Here is a 24507-nt window from a genome sequence, read left to right as displayed (position 1 = left end):
AAAAATGAAGAGGTCTTGTGCTCACATAGCGAACACAAGACTGCTTTTAGTCATTCTTTTGTTGCTGTTATAACCGATTCAATGGTGAAAGTCATTTGGATTGGTTCTTGCAAAGGAATGCCATGCAAATCTTTCAATTGACTGGTGATGTAAAGCGTGTACGTTCCCGCTTCGTAGCCCTCTACAGGAGCCTGAACGATGATGTTTGTGCCATCAATTGTAAAGGTGACGGGAACGATGTTGCCATTTGCATCCTCCAAGAACACCCCATTTTCTAGTGTGGCTGGATCGATGTCGATCAAAAGATCCAGCGTCCAGACTTTATCACTCGGGAATAGACCTTCTTCTATAATCGTTTTATAAATTTCTTCTAGTTCAGGTTGTTCAATCGTTTCAATGGTGAAAATCATTTTGATTGGTTCTTTTAACGAGCGCCCCTGTGCATCTTTCAATGCGGACGTAATGTACAGCGTGTATATGCCATCTGCGTAATTTTCGGCAGGTGGATGGATGAAAATTTGGTTACCTTCACTTGTAAAAGTAGCAGGTGGGTGATTACCTGCTGCGTCAACGATGTACAAAGCATCTTGTACAGTTGCAGCGTCTACTTCATTTGATAGTTTTACCGTCCATACTTTTGTCGGTTCAAATATGCCTTCTTTGATGATGATTTTATAAGGAATTTCACCTTTCTCGATTCGAAGTGAATTGTTAGTGGTGATATTGAACCCATTTGTCAGTGCTGCCCCTTGAATCATCAAACCGAGGTCATGATCTTGTGCCAAGCGCGTGCCGTCAAAGGCTAAAGTTAGTTCGACTTGCCACGAGCTAATCCTTTTCGCTTCACGAATCGTCAAGCTTTTTGGTGCATTTTGTAGTTCAAAGTGTTCGGGTGTTAAGGACGTCATGAAGTTCGTGTCCGAAACACTAACCGTGAGTTTACTGCCGTCTAGCTGTTCTTCTGTCAGTGCTTGGTCCACCGTCATTGTTGCTTGGATGTTGAGTGTTGGTGGGGGTGTTGGCCGCACTCTCCATTTTGCATACAAGGTCATATCCGCTTGCACTTTGTCCGTTGCAAAATCCCATGCAGTCGTTAAGGTTGCGTCCGTATACCAACCAACAAATGTATGACTGGATTTTGTCGGAAGCTTTGGGGCGCTGATTTGTGTATCATAGTCTGCCACATCATCAATAACAACGCTCCCGCCCTGCGAATCAAACATGATTGTATGTGTATTTGCTTGCCATTTTGCATATAACGTCATATCCTCTTGCACTTTGTCCGCTGTGAAATCCCATGCGGTCACTAAGTCAGCATCCGTGAACCACCCCTCAAACTTATAACCTGCTTTCATCGGATCAGTTGGAGCGGTGATTTGTGTATCATAGTCTGCCAATATCTCATCTACAACACTACCTTGTGCGGACTCAAACCTGATTGTATACGTGTTGACTGTCCACTTTGCATACAGCGTCATCTCCTCCTGCAACTTTTCCGCTGTAAAATCCCACTCTTTTGTCAACTCTACCTCAGTATACCAACCGACAAATATGTGACCTAATTTTGTAGGAACAGGAGGTGGACTGAGCAAAGCATCGGGATCGACAAGCGCATCTACGATAGCACTGCCCCCATCAGTATCGAACTTGACAGTATATTGCCATTTTGCATGCAACGTGATATGGTCTTGTACTTCATCAACCGAAAAATCCCACGGACTCTGGAAACTTGCATCTTTATACCAACCGGAAAACGTATAACCTATTTTTACAGGGGCCGTAGGGATACTAATTTTAGTTGCATAATCTGCTATAACATCATCTAAAGTACTACCATTTTTAGAATCAAAAGTGACGGTATACTTGTTGACCGTCCATTTCGCATATAACGTTATATTACCTTGAACTGGATGAGAATTAAAATCCCATATGTTCAAGTAATCTGTATTTGTGTACCAACCCATAAATGTATGATGTGATTTTTCAGGAGCCTTTGGGGCACTGATTTTAGTACCGTAATCTACATCTACGTCATCTATAACACTATCATTGTTTGGATTAAACTTAACCGTATACTTGTCTACTGCCCATTTCGCATACAGTGTCATATCTTTTCCAACTTTATCCTCGTCAAAATTCCACTGTACTAAATCATTTACATCTGTATACCATCCCATAAATGTATGACCCTCTTTGACAGGAGGTGTCGGGGCACTGATTTTAGTATCGTGATTTGCAGTAACTTCATTTACGACACTACCGTTTGCTGAATCAAACTCAATCGTATACTTGTTAAGTATCCACTTAGCATACAACGTCACGTCTTCTTCTCCCATTTTAAATATTTCGTTTACAGCATAGTCTACTCCAGTTCCATCCGCCAGGGTATTCCAACCGTCAAAAGTAAATCCCACCTTCTGCATTCCTCCGTCGTCTAATGCCGTAACCTCTGCATCTTTTTCATATGGATTACTGTAGACTGGCTCACTACCGCTTGTCATGCCGTTTCCGTTATAGATTACTTTATAATAGGGTATAAACTTATGACCTTTATTAAATGCGTAATTTTTAGCAGATGATGATGAATAACCATAGATAGTAACATCTCCAACCCCTGAATGCCTGCTAAATGCACCATCTCCAATAGACACAGTTTCAGACAGAAACTTCGCGGTTGTGAGTTGGTCGTTAAGAAATGCCCCGTTACCGATAAACCTCAGATTTCTTGGTAACGTTACGGTTGTTATTGGGTTAGAATAAAATGCATATGCACCGACATTCGTCAAATTAGGTGGTAACTCTATGGATGTAAGTTCGTTCTTAAAGAATGTATAATTACCAATACTCGTTAAGCTAGATGGAAACTTAACCGTTGTAAGTGCGTTTTGAGAGAATGCGTACTCACCGATACTCTTCAATCTAGATGGGAACTCTACGGTTGTTAGTTTGTTCCCAAAAAATGCATACTCACCTATACTCGTCAAATCGGATGGTAGCTTAACGGATGTAAGTGCGTTTTGATAGAATGAATAATCCCCAATACTTGCCACACCAGCTGGTAGCTCTGCAGTTGTAAGTTTGTTCTCATTGAATGCATAATGACCAATCACCTTTAAATCAGAAGGGAAATTTACCTTGATGAGTTGGTTTTGAGAGAATGCGTACTCACCGATACTCGTCAAATCAGGTGGTAACTCTAAAGATGTAAGTACGTTTTTAAAGAATGCATGTTCTCCTATACTCTTTAAGTTTTTTGGTAACTTTACGGTTGTTAGTTCGTTAGTAGCGAATGCATAATTATCAATACTCGTTAAATTGTCTGGTAAGGTTACGCTTGTTAGTTGATTATTAGAAAATGCATGTTTCCCGATATTTATTAAACTATCTGGCAACGTTATGGTCGTGAGTCGATTGTTGGCGAATGCGTCTTCACCAATACTCGTTAAACCGGGCGGGAACGTCACGGTTGTGAGTCGACTGCTTCTGAATGCTTGATTATCAATTTTCGTTAAACTAGCTGGAAACGTTACGGATGTGATTAATTTATTTAAGAATGCACCAATACCAATTCCAGTTACTGTCTTACCGTCTAACATATCCGGGATTATCACATCAGTGTCCGAACCTTTGTACACTCTAATGGTTACGGTTTCATCATTGTTTTCTATCCATTCATAATCTTTGTCATCAGCGAAAACTAATTGTTCTTGAAAAAGGCTGATTACAAAAAGTAACATCATCATTGCGACAAAACGTATCAATTTTTTATTCATTTTAATTTCTCCTTTTCTCTTCGTCACTTATAGAAGTGGCAGGTCTTCTGTTGAATTCAGATAAAAGTGCCATACTTTTAACTTAAACGTAAATATTTTTTTGCACCATTGAGGAATGTTAATAGTTTGCTTAAAATAATTATTAATACCTATAATTTTTTCCAATGCACAATTTTATAAGGTTGCCTAGGTAGTGTTTCACGCTCGTACGACCAAAAATAAAAATCCGCCATCTCCCTAAAGAGTGGCGGATTTCTCGTTATTTGATGGTGAAAATCATTTGAATTGGTTCTTTCAAATCGGTGCCGTTTTTGTCTTTTAGTTTACTTGTGATGTAAAGCGTATACGTTCCATCTTCGTAATTTTCAACAGGTGGGTGGATGAAAATTTGGTTACCTTCACTTGTAAAAGTAGCCGGAAGGTGATTGCCTGCTGCGTCAACGATGTACAAAGCATCTTGTACAGTTGCAGCGTCTACTTCATTTGATAGTTTTACCGTCCATACTTTTGTCGGTTCAAATATGCCTTCTTTGATGATGATTTTATAAGGAATTTCGGCCTTTTGGATTCGAAGTGAATTGTTAGTGGTAATATTGAACCCATTTGTCAGTGCTGCCCCTTGAATCATCAAACCGAGGTCATGATCTTGTGCCAAGCGCGTGCCGTCAAAGGCTAAAGTTAGTTCGACTTGCCACGGGCTAATGCGTTTCACTTCGCTTACTGTCAAGCCTGTTGGTGCGTTTTGTAGTTCAAAGTATTCGGGTGTTAAGGACATTATGAAATTCGTGTCGGAAACATTGACCGTGATGGTGCTACCATCTAGTTGTTCTTCTGTTAGCTCTTCATTCGCCGTCATCGTTGCTTGGATATTGAGTGGCGGTGGTGTAGGTCTTGGGCGAACAATGACATTCACTTCAGCTATCACACCATTCGGATTGCCAATCTGCGTGTCCAGCTGCCCTTGAAACGTGTAGGTGCCAGCTTTTTGCCTGTTATAGGCCGGTGTTCCTCCGTCCCAAATCACAGCTACATTTTCGGTTGTGCTGTCAGTGAGTGTAGCCGCGATAGTAAGTGGTAGGTTTACATCTGTTAAATTTATACCGAATCGTACACGGATATCGGCAAGTGTCTCTACACTTGTAATTGTGTCAGCCGTCCATTTTGCGTATAATGTCACATCTGTTTCCTTCATTTGAAACGAAGAACCTACAGGATAATCATCTCCCATTTCATCAGCTAAGGTATTCCAACCGTTAAACGTGTACCCTGTCTTAATAAGTTGACCGGTATTGTCTAGCGTTGTAACCGCTGTCTGTCTCTTATACTCATTACTATCGACGGGAACGCTACCACCTGTATTGTAGTTTCCATCATAGGTCACTTTATAGGTGATAGCTTTAAACAGATGCCCCTCAAAATCAGCATATTCTTTTGCTGTAGATGAAGTATGACCATAAATGGTAAAGTCAGTAGCATTTTGAGTGGAGGAAAATGCTTGTTCCGCAATCCTTGTCGAATCGGACAGAAACGTAACGCTTGTGAGTTGGTTGTTGGAGAATGCCAATACCCTAATAATATCCAAAGTGTCCGGCAGTGTAACGCTTGTGAGTTGGTTGTATTGGAATGCCCCAATCCCAATGCTTGTCAAAGTGTTTGGCAGTGTAACGCTTTTGAGTCGATTGTTAAAGAATGCCTCAAACCCAATGGCCGTCAAATTGTCCGGTAGTTTAACACTCGTGAGTTGGTTGTCCTGGAATGCATAATCCCCAATTCTCGTCACAGTCTTACCGTCTAATGTATTTGGAATCGTTATATCTTTGCTTAAACCTGTATACCCTGTAATCGTTACTGTTCCATCAGGACTTCCGGTTGAATCCATGTTTTCAACCCCAGTATAATCACCTTCACTAGCATGAGATGGTTGCCCATAGGATAGGATTACTAAAAAAAATAACATCGTAAATAGGATGAAACTGATAGATTTTTTCTTCATTTGAATTCCTCCTTTTTTAGTCAAAGAGTATAAGTTATCAATTGGACAGGGGGTGTCTTGTCTATTAAATAAGAAAACACAAAAACCACATCTCCTTTAATCATAAAAGTAGATGTGGTTTCATGCTATATTGAGGAATGTTATCAATACTTTAGTAGTGGTTATAAAGACCTTTAATCTATCATCGTTTACTCTTCCCATTCCTTCGCCAAAAGGACGGCTTGCGTTCGTGAATTGACACCGAGTTTACTATAGATTCTCGACAAATAAATGCGTATAGTGCCCTCTGAAAGAGCTAGCTGACTAGCAATTTCGATATTGGCAGCGCCACTTGCTAGCAATCTTAGGACATCCTGTTCGCGTGGTGTGAGGACATTTACCTCTGTATTCTCTATGGAATCCTTCTGATGATAGGCTAATAACTGTTCAATATATGAAAGCGGTACCAAATTCCACTGGGCATTGATACCGTTTTTACGTGTTTTCCTATACTTTTTTAACAGCGGAATGATTGTTAATTCATCAAGAAAAGTCCTTACATAATGATAAGGAGCACCATATTCTAACGCTTCATGCAGTGCCTCAAGCGCCGCATGTTCATCAGACAAAATAAGTTGACAGCTTGCTTCCAGTACAGTTACTTCAACCAGGATTGAAATTTGTTGTTCTTGTAGCGCTTTTTCTTTTACTTGGAGAATGACTAGCAATGCATCCTTTCCTTGCTTTTTGGCCAATAAAAGACGGATGTGTACCAATAACCAGAATGCTTGTCCTGACTCAGCCTTTCTATTATTGATATTCGTCATTTGGTAGAGTGCTGCTTCTGCCAGTGCAATATCTCCTTCTATTAAAGAACCATAAGCTTTCATAGAGAATAATGGACTTAGCCAATGCGATTCTTCTACACTGTCTAGCGCGTGATCTAGTAGCGTATAGGCAGTAGAAAATTGCTTTTTGGTCATGTATATTCGTGCTTGCAGGAGATACATCGGAATTAGTAAACCGGGGTCTTGAAAAGTATGCCCATACTTGAGAGCTGCTTTTAGCTCTGTCCAGGCCTCATCCACACGGTTTCTTTCATATAAAGTCTCTGCACGCAATCCGTAACTAAATCCGGTCATATTTTGCTTGTTAAACTCACTCTGGCGCAATAATTCAAAAAAAGGAAGTGATTTTTCATCGGGCCATAGCTTGCCACGAGATCCAATGCTTGTATGTAAAATCTTTGGCTCGAATCGATTATATTGTAGGGAGAGTGCGTCCCATTTTGCATCGACAAACCCACCATGCAATTTTTCGCGAATAATTTCCGTTGCTTGTTCAATATCCTCACCACTTGCGATGAGTGCATATGCCTTTACAGCCTTATAGCTACGTGCAATATTTTCGTATTCCACTTTGTTCATCCATTGGTTTTCCGTTTGTCTTTGTTCCAAGTCGTATAAGAGCTGTCTAGCCTCTGTCAGCTTATGGGCGATGGTTAACATAAGCGCAGACATGACCAACGTTTCGGGTTGAACTGCGTATTTGTTGTTCAATAAGGTCTGTACCCAACGCAGAAACGTCGATGTTTGACCGGATTCAAATAGTTCGACAATATGAGCGGCTATCCACGTATCTGCTATTTCATAGAAACCATTTGCAAGCGCAAGCTCAATTGCCGTATGCACGTCCCCTGTATCGTACAACAACGTGGCTGTTTCTTTATAGAGTAGGGCAATCTTGTCCTTTGAATAGCGATTTCGCAATTCAATTTGCAAGGCATCCATAAACATATGATGATAGCGAAAAACAAGCTGGCTCGAATGTAAACGGACGATGAATAGCCCTTTTTTTTCAAGCTCGAGCAAAATAGCGTCACTATCTGATCGATTCGTCAATGTATTGCATATTGCAGGATCGAGTAGATGTAAAAGTGAAGTACGGACTAGAAAATCCTGTACATCTAGCGGGAGTGTCGCTAGAATTTCGTTCAATAAAAACTCCGTAATAAACGGATGCGTTGTATGAGACGGATCGACTATCCTATTATTTTGCTTGGACATATCGATTGTTAGCCCGATCAATTGAATCCCTGCTGCCCATCCTTCTGTCCGATCCAACACGTATCGCAGGGAGTCAGAGTCCTTATAGTCCAAGTTTTTCTTTTCATAGAAACGCTTAATATCCTCATAGGTGAAGCGCAATTGTTCCTTACCAATTTCGGAAAGCCATGACTTCACCCGCCATTTTGTGATGGGGAGTGGCAATTCTGCTCGACTGGTCATATACACATGTACATTGTTCGGTAAGTAATCGATGAATCGAGTCATCATTTCATGAATCGTATCGTTGTCAATTAAATGATAGTCGTCCATCACAATTTGAACTGTTCTTGGAATGGTATCCAGTTCGTTTAAAAAGGTATCCACTAGTAACTCTAATGGCAGCTGTGGTTGCAAATTGAAGAGGGGTAATAATGTTTCACTCACGTCACGCTGAGTTACATCTGCTACGGTATGTATGACATATCGCCAAAACCGCATCGGGTCATTATCGGCGGTATCGATTGATAGCCATGCGACCGAGTCATCGAATTGACTGAACCAATGACTTAGTAATGTTGTTTTGCCATAGCCTGCTGGAGCGCGTACAATCGTTATTTTTTTTGAATCATAGTGTAGTAAATCAAATAACCGTTGTCGTTCAACGGCTTCTAATGCGACACGTGGCACGGTTATTTTCGAATTCAAACAAACCATTTCCATCAGTCATGACTTCCTCTCTACTAGCTTGTAATTCTATACTACTATATCTCGACTTAGTTATCATTGAATTGGGAATATTCCTTGAGCCCTCTGGTGTTAGGGGATGAGTGATTGGAGGCGGGGAATCAATATGCGTAAGTGCCTTTTTTAATAGAAATGAAATAATAAGGAATAAATAGATTAGTCATTTCAGATAAATATGAATGGTTGTCGAAAAATGATGATGAATTCCTATAGTTCAATCTAAATAAAACGGCCCTATACTCGTAGATTGAGTATAGGGCCGTTTATGGTGTTATAGTACTTCAATCGATTCAATAGTGAAGATCATTTGAATTGGTTCTTTCAAATGGATGCCGTTTTTATTTTTCAGTTTGCTTGTAATGTATAACGTGTACGTTCCATCTATATAATTTTCAGTAGGCGGTTGGATGAAGATATTGCTACCTTCACTTGTAAAAGTGGAAGGGATAGGGTTGCCTTCAGCGTCAACGATATACAAAGCATCTTGTACTGTTGATATCTCTACTTCGTGTGATAACTTGACCGTCCATACTTTCGTCGGCTCAAAGGTACCTTCTTTGACAATGACCTTATAAGGAATGTCACTCCGTTGGATAGTGAGTGAGTTGTTCGTGACAATGTTGTAACCATTTGTCAGTGCTGCGTTGTGAATCATCAAGCCAAGGTCATAGTCCTGTTCTAATCGTGTACCATCAAAAGCTAATGTTATTTCGGTTTGTGATGAGCTAATTCGTTGCACTTCACGAATCGTCAAGCCAGCCGGTGCGTTTTGTAGTGTGAAGTACTCGGGTGCTAAGGACATCATGAAGTTGGTATCGGAAACATTGACCGTGATGGTGCTGCCATCTAGTTGTTCTTCTGTTAATGTTTGATTGGCCATTAGGGTTGATTGGATGTTGATCGGCGGTGGTGTTGGCCTTGGGCGAACAATGACGTTCACTTCAGCGATTACGCCATCAGGGTTTCCAATCTGTGTATCCAGCTGCCCCTGGAAGCGATAAGTACCAGCTTTTCGACTGTTATAGGCAGGCGTCCCACCGTCCCAATTTACGGATACATTTTCGGTTGTTTTGTCAGTTAATGTGACAGCGATAGTTGATGGTAGGCTGACACGCGTTAAATCCGTCCCATTTTGCACGCGGATATCGGCAATTTGTGCGACTTCGGCTACAATTGCCGGACTTACAATTATCTTTATCTCCGCCGTAATTTTTTGTGGATTCATCACGCCTGGTGGTAGCGTTAAATCCCCTGTAAATTCATAGTCTCCAGGTGTGTTAGCATCAAATATTGGGTCACCGCTATCCCATACTACAGGTAGACTCGTTGTTGTCATGTCATTTAACGATACGTCAACGTTCAGTGGTAGGTGGACGCTAGCGTTGTCTGCACTTACTGGGACATGGATATCAGTAATTAAGTGTACATAATCGATCGTAGTATTACTCCCAAATGTAAGCACTCGGTCGGCCATAAAAGGGATCATCCAAATATTTTCTCCGTCATACACACCACCCAAAAATGCATTATTTCCTTTTGCAAATCCAGTTGGCCAATTATTGTGGCTGGTCATTACCCCTGTGCTTGCATTCACTTTTACTAATGAGCTAGAGTTAGATGGAATCATCCAAATATTTTCACCATCAAACACACCACCAGCAAAACTTCCACTACCTTTAGTAAATCCTTCTGGCCAGTTGGCATAACCTGTCGTGTCCCCAGTTGTCGTATCAATCTTTAAAACGTGAGTAGCATTAGAAGGGATGAGCCAAATATTCGTACCATCAAACGTGCCTCCCGAAAACGCGTCGGCACTTTTTGTGAATCCGCTTGGCCAATTATTATATCCTGTCATGTCCCCAGTTGATGGATCAATTTTGATAAGTCGATCTGCATTATTAGGTATTAACCATATATCAGTCCCATCAAAGATAGACCCATAAAAGGGGTAAGAGCCAAGAATTGTTCCATTTGGCCAGCTGCTATATGCCGCCATTTCTCCTGTACGTGTATCAAGCTTAATAAGACGACTACCAGAATAAGGAGTAAGCCAAATATGTGTACCGTCAAATGACCCTCCGACAAACTGATCACTACCCCGAGAGCCCTCTGGCCAATTACTGTAACCTGTCATCTCTCCGGTAGTCCCATTCACTTGTATTACCTGGTTTTCGATAAATGGAATTAGCCATAAATCAGTCCCATCAAAGATAGCTCCAGCAAAGGCGTTACTCCCTTTTGTAAAACCAGCTGGCCAATTATTATACGCTGTCATCTCCCCTGTCGTTGAGTTAATTTTCACCAAATGATCAGCATTATAAGGAATCATCCAAACATTTTCACCATCAAAGACGCCCCCTGCAAAGGAGGATGATCCCTTTGTGAACTCACTCGGCCAATTTTGATAGTCGGTAAACGTTGTACCTTCCACTCCGTTTACTCTCATTTGAATATGACTAGATCCTATACCATCCTGGGAAAAGGGAGTAGTTATAGCTGCAAAAGCAGATGGAGCACCGCCCCCATTTTCTGATATATTACCAAGTGTCATTAAAACAATCGCCATTAAAGCAATTATTATTTTTTTAGTTGTTTCCATCTTTATTTCCCCTTTCTTATTTAGACTTCAAAAATAAATATGGAACATGGCCGTTTGTCTTCACGTCATTATATATCTGATAGGAATACTGCTTCATGGGTATGTGTGTTGGTTAGTCAGTGCCATAAAGTGGTATGAAATACAATAACCTTTAGTTTAAGATATTATAAATAATTGGACTATTGACAAATGTTAATAGTCCGGAAATTTTTTAGTTAAAAGCCATCTGTTTTATTGGAATCCATCATCAAATATGACTAGTGGTATACTATATAATTTGAACTAAAGAATCCTATTAAAGCCGCTTGGCACTAGGGGATGCCTCCCTCCTTTGTCTTATCGCTTCGGCTACCCCGGTAGTCGCCTTCGCTGGTGATTATGTCATAATCATAAATTCAACATATATAAAAGAAAGTGGGTCGGGTATGTCTGCTGTGGATTGGAATATGAAAAATTTCATGAAAGGTGCGTCGATCCTGACGATTTCGGCAATCATTGTGAAGTTGCTTGGTGCGGTGTATCGAGTGCCGTTTCAAAACCTAGTGGGCGATAAAGGATTTTACATTTACCAACAGGTGTATCCGTTTATCGGAATTTTTATTGTGTGGACGTCGTATGGTTTCGCGGTAGCGGTGTCGAAATTGCTGGCAGGCAGTGCGAGTCGTGGCGAGGCGAAGGCGATGATGCGAGTGGCGTTTAGCTATTTGCTTGTGCTGTCGTTAACGTTTTTTGTGGTGTTGACGGTTTTTGCACCATTTTTTGCACGTGCGATGGGAGATCCGGAGCTAGTGACATTATTGCGTGCAGGCGCTTATATTGTGTTGGTCATGCCGGCGCTTGCGGTATTGAAGGGTTCATTTCAATCGGAAGGGCGGATGGTGCCTGTCGCGGTGTCGGGCGTTGGTGAGCAGGCATTTCGTGTCGTGGTCATTTTAGTTGGGACATGGATTGCCGTGCGTGCAGGTGCTTCGTTGTACGTAGCTGGCGAGGTGGCGATGTGGGGGGCGGTTGTTGGGGAAACGGCGGGTGTTGTGATTTTGGCACTGTATTTCCGTAATACGTTTAAAGGCCCTTTGGAAAAAGTAGATACATGGGGCGTCGTCAAAGAGTTGACGGTGGTTAGTTTGAGTGTCAGCGCCAGTTCGCTCATTCTTCTACTGTTTCAGCTTGTCGATTCATTTACCGTTTACAATATTCTGCTGACAAATGGTTTTGCGCAGGATGCTGCAATGGAGATGAAAGGTGTTTATGACCGCGGGCAGCCGCTCGTGCAAATGGGTATTCTGATTGCATCGACATTGGCACTTGCCATCGTGCCTCTCATTGCGCATCACTCGACGAAAAAGGCGGGGCAGGGGGCTTTGCCTTTCATCCGCCTGACGTTCCGGACGGCATTTTTGTTTGGTTGGGCAGCTGCGGCAGGACTCGCACTTGTGTTGCCTTATGTCAATGAAATGCTTTTTGAAACACGTGCGGGGTCTGTTGCACTGATTATTTTCTCACTACAAATCTTTTGGCTGTCATTGATTTTACCGCTCACCGCTATTTTGCAAGGAGCAGGAAAAGTGAAAATCCCGACGTTGTTACTGATGGGTGGATTGGTTATAAAAGTGATTGCCAATCAGTTACTGGTTCCTCTATGGGACGTCACGGGGGCGTCGATTGCAGGCAATATCGGTTTCGCGGTCATTACACTAGGACTCGTTCTGTATTTTAAAAAGGTCTATCCTATTCAGCTTGCACCTCGCCGATTTTACGGTTGGGTCATGGGGGCAACTGCACTGATGATTGCAGTTGTTTTACCATGGATGGTCGTGGCGGATGGGCTTTTATTCGCTGGGTTATCAAGTCGAATGGGGGCGACAGTCATTGCGCTGACAGCTGTTACACTAGGTGCGTCCGTTTTCCTGCTCGTTATTATGAAATCGCGTATAATGGCAGAGAAGGAATGGTATCTCTTGCCGTTCGGCAAACGTTTAGCTACATTGCAATTACGACTGAATCAGAGAAAAGGTGACTAATATGCATCCATTAACAATTATCGGTCTCGGTGCAGGCGATTTAGACCAACTCGCCCTCGGGACCTATCGGCAACTAAAAGCAGCAACTACCATCGTTGCACGCACAGACCAACACCCCGCGATTGTGGAATTAAGAGCTGAGGGAGTCATGCTGACAAGCTTCGATGCGATTTATGAAAAACATGATGCATTCGAGTTAGTGTACGAAGAAATTGTTGAGGAGCTACTGGTAATGTGTGCCGAACAACCGGTTACGTATGTTGTGCCGGGGCATCCGTTAGTGGCAGAACGGACGGTACAACTATTAGTAGAAAAAGAACGGGCAGGCATTGTCGAGCTGAATATTGCCGGGGGAAATAGTTTTCTAGACCCGATTTTCGCGGCGCTACGCATTGATCCAATCGAGGGTTTTCAACTGCTCGACGGTACAGATATGAAACGCGATGATGTACAGATGACGCAGCATGTCCTGATTGGACAAGTGTATGATGCGTTTGTGGCGTCTGAAGTGAAGCTATCATTGATGGAGAAATATGCATACGACCATCCCGTAACGATTGTGACGGCAGCGGGCTCTACAGGCGAAAAACTAAGTACAGTTCCGTTATTTGAGCTGGATCATGTAACAACAATCGATAACTTGACGACAGTCTACGTTCCGCCTGTGCTCGAACGCGAAGGGCGATTGAAGGATTGGTCGACGTTCCGTGAAATCATCGCTGCATTACGTGCGCCTGATGGCTGTCCTTGGGATCGTGAACAGACACATGCATCGTTGAAACGCTATTTAATAGAGGAAGCACACGAACTACTCGAAGCAATTGAGCAACAGGATGATGATGCGGTCATTGAAGAGCTCGGTGACGTGTTGCTACAAGTGTTCCTACATGCACAAATTGGCGAAGACGATGGCTATTTTGCGATGGAGGACATTTTGGAGTCTGTTGGTGCGAAAATGATTCGCCGCCATCCACATGTTTTTGGTGATAAAAGCGTAGAGAACTCGGAAGAAGTGTTGCTAAATTGGCAGGATATTAAAAAAAGTGAGAAGCCACAGGTGGAATCGTTGCTGGACGGGCAAGATCGATATTCATCTGCATTGTTAACGTCCTTTAATTATCAAAAAGAGGCGGCGAAAGTTGGCTTTGATTGGCCGACGATTGACGGTGCTTTGGATAAGTTTACAGAGGAATGGCAGGAATTCCAGGAAGAAGTGAAGAATGGTACAAAAGAAAGCCAAACAGACGAACTTGGTGACGTGCTGTTCACCATCGTCAATATCTCCCGGTTTCTCAAGCTATCCCCGGAAGAAGCAATGGTCCACGCCAACCACAAGTTCCGTTCACGGTTTTCATTCGTCGAAACAAGTGTCAAAGAAGGTCGGGGTGAATTTGCCGACTATACACTCGACGAACTCGAAGCATTTTGGCAATTAGCGAAAGGTAGGGAACAACAATGAGACTCGATAAATTCTTAAAAGTATCCCGTCTAATCAAACGACGGACATTAGCAAAGCAAGTAGCCGACCAAGGTCGCATTACCATCAATGGCAAGGTGGCAAAGGCTTCTTCGGTTGTGAAAGAAAGTGATGAATTAGCGATCCGTTTTGGTCAAAAGATTGTCACGGTAAAGATCAACTTATTGAAAGAATCAACGAAAAAAGAAGACGCAGCTTCGATGTATACGATTTTGAAAGAAGAGAAGCTGGAAAAAGTGGAACTAGAATTTGTGGATGATGAGGATTGAGTTTGTAAATAAAGTGTAGGGATGCGACAATGGCGCATCCCTACACTTTTGGTTGGATTCTAATCAATATTCGAATGGAAACTTATATCCAAATGAATAGAACAACATGGATATTAGTGTTAATACAAAAGACCATCTCAGAGTCATTCCAATAATTTCTTTGTGATGAGTTTTTGGATCCCCTTTTTTTGTAGTAATTCTATCAAAATAAAGGGAGCTAAGCAATACTAACACAAAGAAAAGATAATACCCCACTGTATAGTAATACCACAATACAATTCACCTGCTTATCTACATATTAAATATTAATATGTAATGGATGATAATTTAAATTGAAGATCTTTAACGAGAAAATTACTAACTAGAATTCTTATACTCCAAATCCCTTGCCTCATAGTAGATGGATCTATTTTTAAATGTGGATTCAAAGTAATCTTAGTTTCACCTTCATCAATTTCCAATAGTTTATCCATTACATAATAAGTTTCTTGTGGACTAATCCATTCAATAGTAATTATATGTATTTTTTTCTTAAGGTATTTATTAAAAGCAATGTCTAATTGTAAAGATATATCAGGGTCATTAAGAAAAACAGTAGGTAAATAATTACTTAAAACAGCCTTGTTATTTATTTTACAATTCACTATGAATTTATCCTCTATTAGTTTCGGTTGTTTTTTATAAACTGAATAATAAATATTACCATCTATATAAATATTCGGGTTGTTAGGGTCTAAAAAATAATTATCGTTTTTACCAAAATAATACAACGTATTATTAGGCATATCCTGAATATCTATCACCCAGCAGTTTCTTTCTTCATTATACAAACAATCTTCCGAAATTAATCTTTCTTGATCCATATAATAAATTTTTAGTTTTTTCAAACTTTCAGATAAAAAAAGGGAAAAAGAAACTATCTTTACCACCATGCCCTTTCTTGTCCCAGACGATAACCAAAATTCACCCCAACAGATACCGCTAATCCCACGCCGGTACCTTTTACTGCTGCTGAGGCTACTTTTGCTCCAATATTTTTAGTAACAGGTAATTTAAGATCTTTAACATTATTGAGGTGTGAGTTTACTTTGTTTTGATTAATTGTACTTGTAGCCTTACTTGCGGCGTTACTTGCTCCGCCAATTGCACTAGCGGCAGCAGTAACAGGCCAAATTTGATCCTTAACAGTTTTTTTTGCAGCATTTTGAATACTAGAAGTCCAACTCATAAAAAATTCCCCCTCTAATCATATAATTGTTTAGTCCAACATGTCAGCATGTTATGTTTCTTCCTGTTTTGTTACGTGTAAAAATGAATCCTAAGCCAGTTTTTGATGTTTATAAATCCTGATAACTATCAAATCAGGATTAGGATAAAGAAAAACTCTTATTACAGCAGCTGCTTACAAATAACCTTAGCACGGGGCTCGAAACTTTACACCGCAAATTTCCCGCAATTAGAATTGCGGACTTCCGCAACAATCCCGCAATTAAACATTGCGGGGGCCGTCATTCATTCTGGATTGAAGTGAATTCCATGCGGAAGTGAAGAATGGTACAAAAGAAAGCCAAACAGACGAACTTGGTGATGTGCTGTTTACCATCGTTAATATCTCCCGGTTTCTCAAGTTATCACCGGAAGAAGCGATGGTCCACGCCAATCACAAGTTCCGTTCACGGTTTTCATTCGTCGAAACGAGTGTTAAAGAAGGTCGGGGCGAGTTTGCCGACTATACACTCGACGAACTTGAAGCATTTTGGCAATTAGCGAAAGGTAGGGAACAACAATGAGACTCGATAAATTCTTAAAAGTATCCCGTCTAATTAAATGACGGACACTCGCAAAATAAGTAGCTGACCAAGGTCGTATTACCATTAATGGCAAGGTGGAAAAAGTCTCTTCAGTCGTCAAAGAAAGCGATGAATTGGCGATCCGTTTCGGTCAAAAGATTGTCACGGTAAAAATCAATTTATTGAAAGAATCAACGAAAAAAGAAGACGCAGCTTCGATGTATATGATTTTGAAAGAAGAGAAGCTGGAAAAAGTGGAATTGGAATTTGTGGATGATGAAGATTGAGTTTGTAAACAAAGTGTAGGGATGCGACAATGGCGCATCCCTACATATTTTGTTGGATTCTAATCATTATTCAAATGGAAACTTATATCCAAATGAATAAAATAACATAAAAATTAGTGTAGCTATAGCTGAAACTATCAATGCTATTTTAGTGATTAGTTTGTGAGAAGTTTTCGGTGCTCCCTTTACGGACGATCTTGTTGCATATAAAGAACTATAAGCAGCTATGATAAAAAGAAGATAATATCCTAATGCGTGGTAATACCAAATTATTATTCACCTACCTAAGTTGAATATGTAGTTGAAGATAACTTAAATTCAAGTTCTTTAACAAGAACATTGCTAATTAATATTCTTGCATTCCAAATACCAAGTTTCATAGTAGAAGGATCTATTTTTAAATGAGGATTTACACTAATTTTAGTTTCTCCCTTAGGAACTTCCAAATAGTTGTCCATTATATAATATGTTTCTTTTGGACCAATCCATTCTATAGTTATTATATGAGAGTTTTTATAACTATATTTATTAAATATCATATCTAATTTTAATGATATAAAAGATTCATTTAAAAAAACTGTTGGTATACTATGATGTAGGATTATTTTATTGTTTATAGAACAATTTACCGATATAATTTCTTTTTCTATTTTTATTTTATCGCCATAGACTGAATAACACATATTTCCTTCGGTTTTAAGAGCTGGATTATTTGGATCTAAAAAGTAATTATCATTTTTTTTGAAGAAATAAAGTGAATTAATAGATATATCATCAACATGAACTTCCCAGTGTTTTTTTTCTATATTATAAAAACATTCTTTTGTAAATAATTTTTTTTCTTTTAAATAACAAATACTAAGGTTTTTAATTTTCGAAGAAATATTAAGTTCAAATGAAGCTATTTTTACCACCATGCTCTTTCTTGTCCTAAACGATAACCGAAATTTACTCCGACAGATACTGCAAAACCTATACCGGTTCCTTTTACTGCTGTAGAAGCTACAGCTTTTCCAACATTTGCAACTGGTAATTTAACATTACTAATATTGGAAACATGATTACTAACTTTGTTTTTATTTATTGCATTTGCTGCCGCACCTGCACCACCAATAGCGCTAGTAGCAATAGTAACAGGCCAAATTTGATCCTGTACTGTCTGTTTTGCAGCATTTTGAATACTAGAAGCCCAACCCATAAAAATTTCCCCTCTCTAATCATATAATTGTTAAGTCCAACATGCCAGCACGTTATATTTCTTCCTGTTTTGTTACGTGTAAAAATGAATCCTAAGCCAGTTTTTGATGTTTATAAATCCTGATAACTATCAAATCAGGATTAGGATAAAGAAAAACTCATATTACAGCAGCTGCTTACAAATAACCTTAGCACGAGACTCGAAACTTTCCACCGCAAATTTCCCGCAATAATCCCGCAACTAGAATTGCGGACTTCCGCAATCTTAGTTGTAGGGTCCACCACTTTATCTAAATTGAAGTACGAATAAAATATAGTATTTTGAAAAAGCGAGAAGCCGCAGGTAGAATCGTTGTTGGACGGGCAAGATTGATACTCATCTGCCCTGTTAACGTCCTTTAATTATCAAAAAGGGGCGGCGAAAGTTGGCTTTGATTGGCCGGCAATTGATGTACTTTAGATAAGTTTGTGGAGGAATGGAAGGAATTTCATGAAGAAGTGAAGAATGGTACTAAAGAAAGCCAAACAGACAAACTCGGTGACGTGCTATTTACCATCGTCAATATCTCCCGGTTTCTCAAGCTATCCCTGGAAGAAGCGATGGTCCACGCCAACCATAAGTTTCGTTCGCGGTTTTCATTCATCTAAACAAGTGTCAAAGAAGGTCGTGGCGAATTTGCCGATTACACACTCGACGAACTTGAAGCGTTTTGGCAATTAGCGAAAGGTAGGGAACAACAATGAGACTCGATAAATTTTTAAAAGTATCCCGTCTAATTAAACGACGGACATTGGCAAAACAAGTAGCCGACCAAGGCCGCATTACCATTAATGACAAAGTGGCAAAAGCCTCTTCTGTCGTCAAAGAAAGTGATGAATTGGCGATTCGTTTCGGGCAAAAGATCGTCACGGTGAAAATCAATGTATTGAAAGAATCAACGAAAAAAGAAGATGCAGCTTCGATGTATACGATTTTAAGAGAAGAGAAGCTGGAAAAAGTGGAAATAGAATTTGTGGATGATGAAGCTTGATTTTGTAAACTGGGCGCTACGTGAATCAATTTCATAATAGGACAATTAGCCTTACAATCCGAACAAGGTTGATTTGTGCTTCAGGCGGACGCTTTCCGCGAATTGTAGCGGTGCCTGGCTCCCGCCTATTTAAAGAAAGCACCCAGAAATATCTGACTATGATAGGTTTAAACCAATTTATTCCCTTCTACATTAATTTCAATCCCTCACTGTAGAGGAGTTAGAATCCAGAATGATTGACCGAAGTGATGTCGGCTACCAACGATATTTAGGCGACATGCTTTTACGGATTGCTTACCATGATGCAGTCCATGCAGGTCAATTTTTACAATACTTAAGAATGGTTGGATTGGAAAGACCCATGATCTGGGACTGAATTTGAAAAGTGTCGCAACAAAGAAAGAAGACGCGGCTTCGGTGTATACGATTTTAAAAGAAAAGAAAGAGGTCACCCGAAGGTGACCTCTTTCTAAATGCCGTAAAGGCTGTATACAAAAAATCTTAAAGGCCGCAGTTGAGATTACTCTCAAAGGGCAGTATTAGTATATGCTATATTTTTTATTGTAAACCCTTTAAAACACTAAGTCAATAAATTAGTCAGTCACTACATCAATTTACGTTTCATAGTAGGGCTAACGTATCTTTCGATTATTTTCCGATCAATCTCATCTAGTTGATCATTAGTTAAATTATATATTGGACCTGGCTTAATACGCATTTTACTAATTGTTGTAATTTGACCAAGCAAAGCTTCTGCTTCATTTTCATTTAGCTTTTCTATAACTCCTAGAAATGCATCATTACGATGTGTTTTCTCCCCTTCTTTTAACGAGGATAAGGGGACAATTACCAAGGTGCGGGCCGATTTAGCGTCATTTTGAATAACAACCACCCAATGAAGACCACCATACTCCGCGCCAACACGAAATCCAAAATCAACATGAATGACCATCCCGCGTTTATATACTATATGTTTCGAATAGTCATAAGTAGCCTCATTCTTTAAAAAACTATTATGTCGAGGCAGCCAATTAACAAACATGTTTTTTCTCTTCTCCCCCAATGCCAAAACAATTTGTTCAAGTTCATCTAATTTTTCTTTTAAATATTTTTGTAATCTCATTTTATCGACTCCCTTTACACTGGCATGCTGATTCTTTTAAGATACCATTATATTGACAAGGTTTCTGCTCTATCGTTCAAATATTTATTCATCTGCGCTGTTCTCGGTTTTCATTCGTCGAAACAAGTGTCAAAGAAGGTCGGGGAGAATTTGTCGACTATACACTCGACGAACTTGAAGCATTTTGGCAATTAGCGAAAGGTAGGGAACAACAATGAGACTCGATAAATTCTTAAAAGTATCCCGTTTGATCAAACGACGGACACTCGCAAAACAAGTAGCCGACCAAGGCCGTATTACGATTAATGACAAAGTGGCAAAAGCCTCCTCTGTCGTCAAAGAAAGCGATGAATTGGCGATCCGTTTCGGTCAAAAGATTGTCACGGTGAAGATCAATTTATTGAAAGAATCAACGAAAAAAGAAGACGCAGCTTCGATGTATACGATTTTAAAAGAAGAGAAGTTGGAAAAAGTGGAGTTGGAATTTGTGGATGATGAAGATTGATTTTGTAAGCTGAGCGCTATGTGTGGGGATGCGACTTTATAGCATCCCCACACATTTTTTCGATAATTTTTGGTGTTTATTCATCAATTGCTCTCCAAAAATGTGGATACACTACGTAGCTGCCGATTCCTCGTGTTATGTCAACTAGAAGCACATGCTGCATACACACTTGAATTAAAGAAGTAGATGTATTTAAGTTCACTCAAAAATATTAATCTAACACAATGGAAATATGAGGATAAAAAAACAAAGCTATTGCAAAAGAAATGGGGTGCTGGGATTAAGCGAATTCAGCAATTGCACGCGGCACAAGGGGCTTAAGAAGGAGGAGAAAAGGCATTGACAAATTGTTTTTTCTCCTCCTTCTTCTACCTAAATGCCCAATTAATCCAAAAAACAACAATTTCCCAAAAAGGTATGGTAATGTTTAGTTATTGGAAATTAAATGGAGGAGGAATTTGATGTTTAATAAAATTTTTAAAGTACTCACTGTAGGATTTTGTTTTATGTTTTTCATTTCATTTGGAATAGTACAACCTGTTAATGCATTGGGTTGGCACGAAAAAGATTTTAGTTCTGATTTTAATTCGGGCTTAGAGATTTACACTCCAGAAGTACTTGATAGTGGGTTAGAAATTATTAAAGACGAACAAAATGAAATGATATATCGCACAGTAGAAAATAAAATAGATTTTGAGTATCATGAAAAAACTGTTGGCGATATCATTTACACTAAAAAGTATAAAATTAATAGTCATGGAAAAGTACTAGTAGAAGATTATGAAACTAGTATTGATTTAAATGGCGATATATTAACACTAAATATATTTGACGGCATGGATAAAAGTACAGAACAAGTTGAATTAAATCTGGGAGAAAATAATGATTTAGACCCCAATATTGAAGCTATGGCGAGATGCAGCGAAATCTGGCCATCTGGTTATACTGGTAAAACGATTTCAAAGTTATCAGGACATTCCTATGCTAGAAATTACAAAATTAATAAAGGGATTTCTAGAGTGGGAACTTTGGATATAATCGTAGATCTTCCTGATAAGAATTTTGATGAATATGCAAAGCTTGTTGATAGTTTAGTTACTCAAGAAAAAAATGCTGTAATTAATACTATTGGGGTTGGGGCGATAGACCAGATTATTAAAGCCTCTAAAAAAGGTGTTAGCCTATCTACTTTTAAAGTTATTTTGAAAAATGTACTTAAAACTGTTCCAGGTGCTGGAGCTGTAGCTACGTTATATTCATACTTTAATACTATTCATAAAGCAAATGTAGCTAGAGATAATATTAACGGAAGGCGAACCCATCTTGGTTGGAATTGCTAAATGAAGAAAAGAATACTAATTTCTTTGTGTGTTGTATTTATACTAATCCAGATATTCTTTATAGTGAATAACTATATAAATGAAATCCCTATCGCGACGAATGTAGTTCTACTATTAGGGTTCTTAGGGACTTTGTATTTTGTCGGGGGGAAAGATAATGTAAAAAAATGATTGAACAAATGGGTTGATAACAGCGGAAACTGTTATCAACCCATTTTGAGTTTTTTAGTATGATCTGAACAAGTTGTTTAACGTAGCGTTTGTCAATGTCTTTCCGCGGTAGCGGAGCGGAAAGACATTGACAAACTGATTGCACCCGAACCCTCTTGGCACTGAAACAAACCACGTTTGTCTCTGCCTACCGGCGAGGGTTTGGGCAAAGCCCAACTGGCGTGCGAAAAAGATAGCGAACGTCAGTTATTTTGAACTGCTCGGCTTTCTTGATTTCAAGAAAGCCGAGCGTGTGAAGGCGTGTGCGGAAGTTTTGGAATACAAAATGGACAGGCAGACTTTAGAAAGTAAATTGTTTAAAGTGTGGTTCTGTAAGTCGCCGTTATGTCCAATGTGTAATTGGAGGAAGTCGATGAAACACAAACCGACATGTCAATGGCTGTTCCTTACTCTTTCGGTGAAAAACGTGTATGACGGTGAAGAGTTAGATCAAAGTTTAAGAGTTATGAATCTAACAAAATGCAAATATGTTAGATTCATAAGAACAGCTAAACCTTTGATACAAAAGGGTTTAGGCTGTTTTTGTTAGGTCTGTTTTTTTCTTATATCATTTGAATCTAACATAGTGCATGCTGGGATCGACGTAAGTTAGATTGGAAGGACCTAGAAATATCGGGACGCATTCCCTTCGGAAAACGTTCGGCTACCATCAGATAAAGAGAGGGACCGATATTACGCACTTGATGAAGATGTTCAGTCATAGCTCTGAATTCGAGAACTAATGATTGTTGATTTCCAGTTTTGAGAGAGGGGCTGGTAGCATTTGTAAAGCTACAATTTTGGCTGCTGAAGCCTTCCCTATTAGTATTTCTATTTTTATTTTAAGAAAGTAAAGAAGGAACAGATTGTACAATGTGCGAGAGTGCCCGAAATTGTATCTTCGGGCACTTACACTCCCTATAAAAGTTCCTCAATTCTTTTCTTTCAAAGCAAAAACACCTGCATTTTTCACTTAATCATTGTAGGTACGTGACAGGCAACCACTCACAACAAGATGACCGAAAAAGGTATGGCTAGAAGTGACAAAGTCGCTTCTAGCCATACTTGCTCTACCGGGGAGGAATGAACTGCAATTCCTCCTCGGTAATTATGTCGCGAATAGCTCGCCGAAAGCGAACCGGAAATGATTCAGTGAAAATAGGATTTTTCAATCCCTTCTCACCGGTATTTTATGCAAGTAAAAAGTTCATCAATAGATATGAACTTAACCAACATGACAGAGAAATTCTCCTGTCATGTTTTTTTAGTCATTAGCATAAGATGACTGTGAACATACAAGCAAAGGGGGAAGTATCATATGCAATTCCAAACGGACAGTCCTACGTACACAATCCCATCAGGTGAACATGTCGTAACAATGCGCAACAGAAAAAGGATGGATATTACATCGGTAAAATCAATCGACCGCTTTGATCAGGAGGAATTTCTGATTCGGACATCACAAGGATTGCTGCAAATACGCGGAGAGGAGCTACGCATCGTCCATCTCGATGTCGATAAAGGACTTCTCACATTGGAGGGAACGGTTGCCAATATCCAATACGATGAAGAAGAAACAGGTTCGCGGAACTTCCTCCATAAATTGTTTGGATGAGTCTATCCGTTCAGTTTCTTAGCCTGCTTGCAATGATTGGGACAGGTATTGTTGCTGGAGCATTCATGGATATGATTGGGACGGCGACTGGGCATGCTGGAAAGAAGTCATTCATCAGAAAGCATGCGGTTTGGTTTGAGGGGATCGGGTGGGTTATTGCTGGATGTGGAACATTTTTCATCTTGTTCCTTGTTCGGGATGGAGCGTGGCGGATGTATGACCCATTTGCCCAGATTAGTGGACTGCTACTGTATGCTAGTTTTTTTTATAAGCCATTCCGTTTACTTGGCAGAATCATTTTGCTGGTCTTCATTAAACCGTTATGGTTTATTGCTCGGCTCGTCATCTCGATTATTCGGCAAATCTTTCGTATCCTTATCAAGGCTGTTGTATTCCTTTTCACACCATTTGTTAAACTATTCCGTATCATTTCTGGAAACTTCTTTAATAAGAGAGAGAAATGAGATATAATTTATAGATTAACGAATAGTGGCGTGAAGAGAGGA

General features: G+C 39.8%; 20 protein-coding genes and 2 pseudogenes. 13 read left to right on the top strand and 9 right to left on the bottom strand.

Annotated elements, in window-relative coordinates; translation table 11 throughout:
- Positions 1–50 precede the first annotated feature (50 nt).
- The 4 genes from N1I80_RS21365 to N1I80_RS21350 form a co-directional block, all read right to left on the bottom strand.
- The gene (locus N1I80_RS21365; RefSeq protein WP_340739819.1) at positions 51–3773 is read right to left on the bottom strand and encodes an InlB B-repeat-containing protein; all 3723 of its coding nucleotides are present in this window, start codon (positions 3771–3773) and stop codon (positions 51–53) included.
- 259 nt (positions 3774–4032) lie between these two features.
- Positions 4033–5766 (bottom strand): leucine-rich repeat protein, encoded by a 1734-nt coding sequence (locus N1I80_RS21360; RefSeq protein WP_340739818.1) that lies wholly within the window; start codon positions 5764–5766, stop codon positions 4033–4035.
- Between the two features lie 188 nt (positions 5767–5954).
- Positions 5955–8513, bottom strand: a complete 2559-nt coding sequence (locus tag N1I80_RS21355; protein WP_340739817.1) for a LuxR C-terminal-related transcriptional regulator — start codon at positions 8511–8513, stop codon at positions 5955–5957.
- A 295-nt stretch (positions 8514–8808) separates the two neighbouring features.
- Positions 8809–11136: an Ig-like domain-containing protein gene (locus N1I80_RS21350; RefSeq protein ID WP_340739816.1), complete on the bottom strand. Its 2328-nt coding sequence runs from the start codon at positions 11134–11136 to the stop codon at positions 8809–8811.
- A 425-nt stretch (positions 11137–11561) separates the two neighbouring features.
- Here N1I80_RS21350 and N1I80_RS21345 point away from each other — a divergent pair, with 425 nt between their 5' ends.
- From N1I80_RS21345 to N1I80_RS21335, 3 genes are read left to right on the top strand one after another with little or no spacing between them, the layout of a single operon-like run.
- Positions 11562–13157 (top strand): putative polysaccharide biosynthesis protein, encoded by a 1596-nt coding sequence (locus N1I80_RS21345; protein WP_340739815.1) that lies wholly within the window; start codon positions 11562–11564, stop codon positions 13155–13157.
- A gap of 1 nt (position 13158) precedes the next feature.
- On the top strand, positions 13159–14616 hold the full coding sequence (gene mazG / locus N1I80_RS21340) for a nucleoside triphosphate pyrophosphohydrolase (RefSeq protein ID WP_340739814.1): 1458 nt from the start codon (positions 13159–13161) through the stop codon (positions 14614–14616).
- On the top strand, positions 14613–14903 hold the full coding sequence (locus N1I80_RS21335) for an RNA-binding S4 domain-containing protein (RefSeq protein ID WP_340739813.1): 291 nt from the start codon (positions 14613–14615) through the stop codon (positions 14901–14903). Before mazG ends, N1I80_RS21335 begins: the two co-directional genes overlap by 4 nt.
- Positions 14904–15208: 305 nt before the next feature.
- Here N1I80_RS21335 and N1I80_RS21330 read toward each other — a convergent pair whose 3' ends face one another.
- Positions 15209–15835, bottom strand: coding sequence for a hypothetical protein (locus tag N1I80_RS21330; protein WP_340739812.1), 627 nt, complete (start codon positions 15833–15835; stop codon positions 15209–15211).
- Positions 15826–16131, bottom strand: a complete 306-nt coding sequence (locus tag N1I80_RS21325) for a hypothetical protein (protein WP_340739811.1) — start codon at positions 16129–16131, stop codon at positions 15826–15828. Before N1I80_RS21325 ends, N1I80_RS21330 begins: the two co-directional genes overlap by 10 nt.
- Positions 16132–16447: 316 nt before the next feature.
- Here N1I80_RS21325 and N1I80_RS21320 point away from each other — a divergent pair, with 316 nt between their 5' ends.
- Both N1I80_RS21320 and N1I80_RS21315 read left to right on the top strand, forming a co-directional pair.
- A complete protein-coding gene (locus tag N1I80_RS21320; protein WP_445683675.1) occupies positions 16448–16693 on the top strand; it encodes a hypothetical protein in 246 nt (81 codons plus the stop codon).
- A pseudogene (locus N1I80_RS21315) lies at positions 16690–16980 on the top strand (RNA-binding S4 domain-containing protein). The gene N1I80_RS21320 and the pseudogene N1I80_RS21315 overlap by 4 nt, the downstream one beginning before the upstream one ends.
- A gap of 284 nt (positions 16981–17264) precedes the next feature.
- Here the strand turns inward: N1I80_RS21315 and N1I80_RS21310 are convergent.
- Complete coding sequence (locus tag N1I80_RS21310; protein ID WP_340739810.1) at positions 17265–17897, bottom strand: hypothetical protein; 633 nt, start codon at positions 17895–17897, stop codon at positions 17265–17267.
- Positions 17888–18178: a hypothetical protein gene (locus tag N1I80_RS21305; protein WP_340739809.1), complete on the bottom strand. Its 291-nt coding sequence runs from the start codon at positions 18176–18178 to the stop codon at positions 17888–17890. The genes N1I80_RS21310 and N1I80_RS21305 overlap by 10 nt, the downstream gene beginning before the upstream one ends.
- A 467-nt stretch (positions 18179–18645) precedes the next feature.
- On the opposite strand from N1I80_RS21305, the gene N1I80_RS21300 reads away from it, so the two are divergent.
- The 3 genes and pseudogenes from N1I80_RS21300 to N1I80_RS21290 form a co-directional block, all read left to right on the top strand.
- Positions 18646–18825, top strand: a complete 180-nt coding sequence (locus N1I80_RS21300; RefSeq protein WP_340739808.1) for a MazG nucleotide pyrophosphohydrolase domain-containing protein — start codon at positions 18646–18648, stop codon at positions 18823–18825.
- A 92-nt stretch (positions 18826–18917) separates the two neighbouring features.
- The gene (locus tag N1I80_RS21295) at positions 18918–19208 is read left to right on the top strand and encodes an RNA-binding S4 domain-containing protein (protein WP_340739807.1); all 291 of its coding nucleotides are present in this window, start codon (positions 18918–18920) and stop codon (positions 19206–19208) included.
- A 217-nt stretch (positions 19209–19425) separates the two neighbouring features.
- Positions 19426–19584, top strand: a pseudogene (locus tag N1I80_RS21290) (DinB family protein); the annotation flags it as partial.
- 228 nt (positions 19585–19812) lie between these two features.
- Here the strand turns inward: N1I80_RS21290 and N1I80_RS21285 are convergent.
- Positions 19813–20331, bottom strand: coding sequence for a type II toxin-antitoxin system PemK/MazF family toxin (locus N1I80_RS21285; RefSeq protein WP_340739806.1), 519 nt, complete (start codon positions 20329–20331; stop codon positions 19813–19815).
- Positions 20332–20545: 214 nt separating this feature from the next.
- On the opposite strand from N1I80_RS21285, the gene N1I80_RS21280 reads away from it, so the two are divergent.
- The 5 genes from N1I80_RS21280 (at position 20546) to yabQ (ending at position 24465) form a co-directional block, all read left to right on the top strand.
- Positions 20546–20836 (top strand): RNA-binding S4 domain-containing protein, encoded by a 291-nt coding sequence (locus N1I80_RS21280; protein WP_340739805.1) that lies wholly within the window; start codon positions 20546–20548, stop codon positions 20834–20836.
- Between the two features lie 461 nt (positions 20837–21297).
- Positions 21298–22176, top strand: coding sequence for a hypothetical protein (locus tag N1I80_RS21275; protein WP_340739804.1), 879 nt, complete (start codon positions 21298–21300; stop codon positions 22174–22176).
- A 496-nt stretch (positions 22177–22672) separates the two neighbouring features.
- Positions 22673–22936, top strand: coding sequence for a protein rep (locus N1I80_RS21270; protein ID WP_445683716.1), 264 nt, complete (start codon positions 22673–22675; stop codon positions 22934–22936).
- 768 nt (positions 22937–23704) lie between these two features.
- A complete protein-coding gene (gene yabP / locus N1I80_RS21260; protein WP_340739803.1) occupies positions 23705–24001 on the top strand; it encodes a sporulation protein YabP in 297 nt (98 codons plus the stop codon).
- A complete protein-coding gene (yabQ, locus tag N1I80_RS21255; RefSeq protein WP_340739802.1) occupies positions 23998–24465 on the top strand; it encodes a spore cortex biosynthesis protein YabQ in 468 nt (155 codons plus the stop codon). The genes yabP and yabQ overlap by 4 nt, the downstream gene beginning before the upstream one ends.
- Positions 24466–24507 lie beyond the last annotated feature (42 nt).

Source organism: Sporosarcina sp. FSL K6-3457 (assembly GCF_038007285.1).
In the GTDB taxonomy this organism is placed as follows: domain Bacteria; phylum Bacillota; class Bacilli; order Bacillales_A; family Planococcaceae; genus Sporosarcina.
The sequence above is the reverse complement of the archived record's forward strand: the minus strand, read 5'-3'. Positions and strand labels throughout refer to the sequence as shown.